This window comes from Streptomyces sp. (assembly GCF_050698815.1).
Classification (GTDB): Bacteria; Actinomycetota; Actinomycetes; order Streptomycetales; family Streptomycetaceae; genus Streptomyces.
In genome coordinates this window covers 1-2,638 of record NZ_JBOHCV010000160.1, presented here as the reverse complement: position 1 = coordinate 2,638, position 2,638 = coordinate 1, and the positions used below count along the sequence as shown (strand labels likewise).

At 70.3% G+C, this 2,638-nt stretch carries 3 protein-coding genes; 1 reads left to right on the top strand and 2 read right to left on the bottom strand.

All coding sequences use genetic code 11. The features are described from left to right. Both tsf and rpsB read right to left on the bottom strand, forming a co-directional pair. Positions 1 to 510, bottom strand: a 510-nt coding sequence (gene tsf / locus ACRDP3_RS06145) for a translation elongation factor Ts (RefSeq protein ID WP_431515793.1), incomplete at its 3' end; no start/stop codon positions are given. A 60-nt stretch (positions 511 to 570) separates the two neighbouring features. Continuing rightward, a complete protein-coding gene (gene rpsB / locus ACRDP3_RS06140; protein ID WP_431515792.1) occupies positions 571 to 1,437 on the bottom strand; it encodes a 30S ribosomal protein S2 in 867 nt (288 codons plus the stop codon). Positions 1,438 to 1,914: 477 nt separating this feature from the next. Here rpsB and ACRDP3_RS06135 point away from each other — a divergent pair. Beyond that, positions 1,915 to 2,638 (top strand): murein hydrolase activator EnvC family protein (locus ACRDP3_RS06135; RefSeq protein WP_431515791.1); only part of this gene is annotated, 724 nt, incomplete at its 3' end.

Below are 2,638 nucleotides of genomic sequence, written 5' to 3'. Positions count from 1 at the left end.
GGCGCTGTCACCGGTGTACTCGATGAGCACGCCGACGGCAGGCGGGAGTCCGGCGCCACGGCGGTGCAGGTAGGTCTCGGTGGTGCCGTCGAAAGACACCACGCGGCGCAGCTCGAGCTTCTCGCCGATCCGCACGGCCAGCTCCTGCACCGCGTCGTTCACGGTCTTGCCGTCCAGCTCAACGGCCTTCAGCGTCTCGACATCGTTGGTCTTGGCGGCAGTGGCTGCCTCGACGATCTTGGCCGCGAGCTGCTGAAAGTCCTCGTTCTTGGCGACGAAGTCGGTCTCGGAGTCGAGCTCGATCAGCACGCCGCCGGCACCGGCGACAAGGCCCTCGGCGGTGGCGCGCTCGGCGCGCTTGCCGACGTCCTTGGCGCCCTTGATGCGGAGAAACTCAACGGCCCTCTCGAAGTCGCCGTCGTTCTCTTCCAGCGCCTTCTTGCAGTTCATCATGCCGGCACCGGTGAGCTCGCGGAGGCGCTTCACGTCTGCCGCGGTGTAATTCGCCATCGTGCGTCTTCGTTCCTTTCGGGTACGCGCGGATTGAGTAGGTGGCTGCTGAAGGACGGGTCAGGAGGCGGCGGTCTGCTCGGCCGCAACCTCGACGCTCGCGGTGTCCTGCTCGGCATCCGCGGAGGCGGTATCGGACCCGGACAGCAGCTCCTTCTCCCACTCCGCCAGGGGCTCGTCGGACGCAACGCCCGGCTCGGGCTTGTCCTGGCCCTCGACCGCGGCACCGTTGCGTCCCGAGCGGGCCAGCAGACCGGCCGCGGCCGCTTCGGCGACAACCTTGGTCAGCAGCGCGGCAGACCGGATCGCGTCGTCGTTGCCCGGGATCGGGTAGTCGACCTCGTCCGGGTCACAGTTGGTGTCCAGGATCGCGACCACCGGGATGTTCAGCTTGCGCGCCTCACCGACGGCGATGTGCTCCTTCTTGGTGTCCACGATCCAGACGGCGCTGGGCACCTTCTGCATCTCGCGGATACCGCCCAGAGTCTTCTCCAGCTTGGCCTTCTCACGGGAGAGGACCAGGAGCTCCTTCTTGGTGAGGCCGGAGGCGGCCACATCCTCGAAGTCGATCTGCTCGAGCTCCTTCAGGCGCTGGAGGCGCTTGTAGACGGTCGAGAAGTTGGTCAGCATGCCGCCGAGCCAGCGCTGGTTCACGTAGGGCATGCCCACGCGGGTGGCCTGCTCGGCGATGGCCTCCTGGGCCTGCTTCTTGGTGCCGACGAACATGACGGAGCCGCCGTGCGCGACGGTCTCCTTGACGAACTCGTAGGCGCGGTCGATGTACGACAGCGACTGGAGCACGTCGATGATGTAAATGCCGTTGCGCTCGGTGAAGATGAAGCGCTTCATCTTCGGGTTCCAGCGCCGGGTCTGGTGCCCGAAGTGGACGCCGCTCTCCAGCAGCTCCCGCATCGTGACGACGGCCATGGCCGTTCTCCTTGAGTTACTCGGTTGTCGTCAGCGGTGGCCGGGATGGCCATCGCTTGCCTGACGCCTCTGTCGCGCTGTGCCCGGGAGGCCCTGTGAGGGGGCCCTTCCGGGACCGAGATGCGCGGCCACCGGGTCAGGGTGGCGAGACGTGCGAAGTCAGCCCGGTGACCCGGGCCGCCACCAGCAGTGTACGGGACCGGGACGGCCGGCAGTCCCGCGGCGGGAGGGCCCGCTTCCGGTGGGGCGGCGGTCCATCCGGAAGAGCCCCCTTCGCACCACACCCACCACACGTGTGGGTGACGGACTTGTCCACAACTGTCTGACTGTCCACGGAAATCCACCATGACCCCCGCGGCCGGCGACGGTGCGCGATCGTCTGTGTGGGCTGCGCGACAGCAGCACAGACCACAGACCGTGCGGTGGCTGGTGACGGGCGATGGACGGAAGGTGATGCGGGATGGCGGTGCGGCCGGGATGACGAAGTTGCGGACGACCGCCCTGCGGGTGATCTGTGTGGCGCTCGGTGCGGCGGTCGCGACGCTCAGCAGCGCCGCGGTGGCCTCACCGGCGCTCGCGCACTCCGGGTACGGGCGGGGCGTGCGCTCCGCCGCCGAGCCGGACGGCAGCCGGGTCTGGCCCGTCGAGGGCGGCGCGGGGGCCGTACGGCCGCTGGTGTCACGCGGCTGGGAGCCGCCCGCCGACCCCTGGGCCGCCGGTCATCGTGGTGTGGACCTCGCCGCCCGCCCGGGCCGGCCGGTGCGCGCCGTCGCGGACGGGCGGGTCTCCTTCGCCGGCCGGGTCGCGGGGCGCGGCGTGCTCTCGATCGAGCTGTCGGGGACGGGAGAACCACCCCTCCGTACGACATACGAGCCGGTGCGCCCCTCCGTGCGTAAGGGCGAGAAGGTCCGCGCGGGCGAAACGGTCGCCACCCTGGCGGACGAAGGGTTCCACTGCGGCGGGGGATGCCTGCACTGGGGCGTGCGGCGGGGTGAGCGGTATGTCGACCCGCTCTCGCTGCTTCCGGCGGAACTGCTGCGCGCCGGCCCCGCCCGGCTGCTGCCCGTCTTCGGTGTCCCACTGCCCCGCACCGACGCGATGGCACCGATGGCCGCGCAGCCGGCCACGGAAACTCCGGCGGGCGCGAGCGCGACCATGACGGGACCCGGCGCCCTCGGCCGAGCGGCGGCGGCGCTCGCAC

Excerpts from the sequence above, each read along its gene's own strand:
- rpsB (WP_431515792.1), bottom strand. The coding sequence starts at position 1,437 with ATGGCCGTCGTCACGATGCGGGAGCTGCTGGAGAGCGGCGTCCACTTC.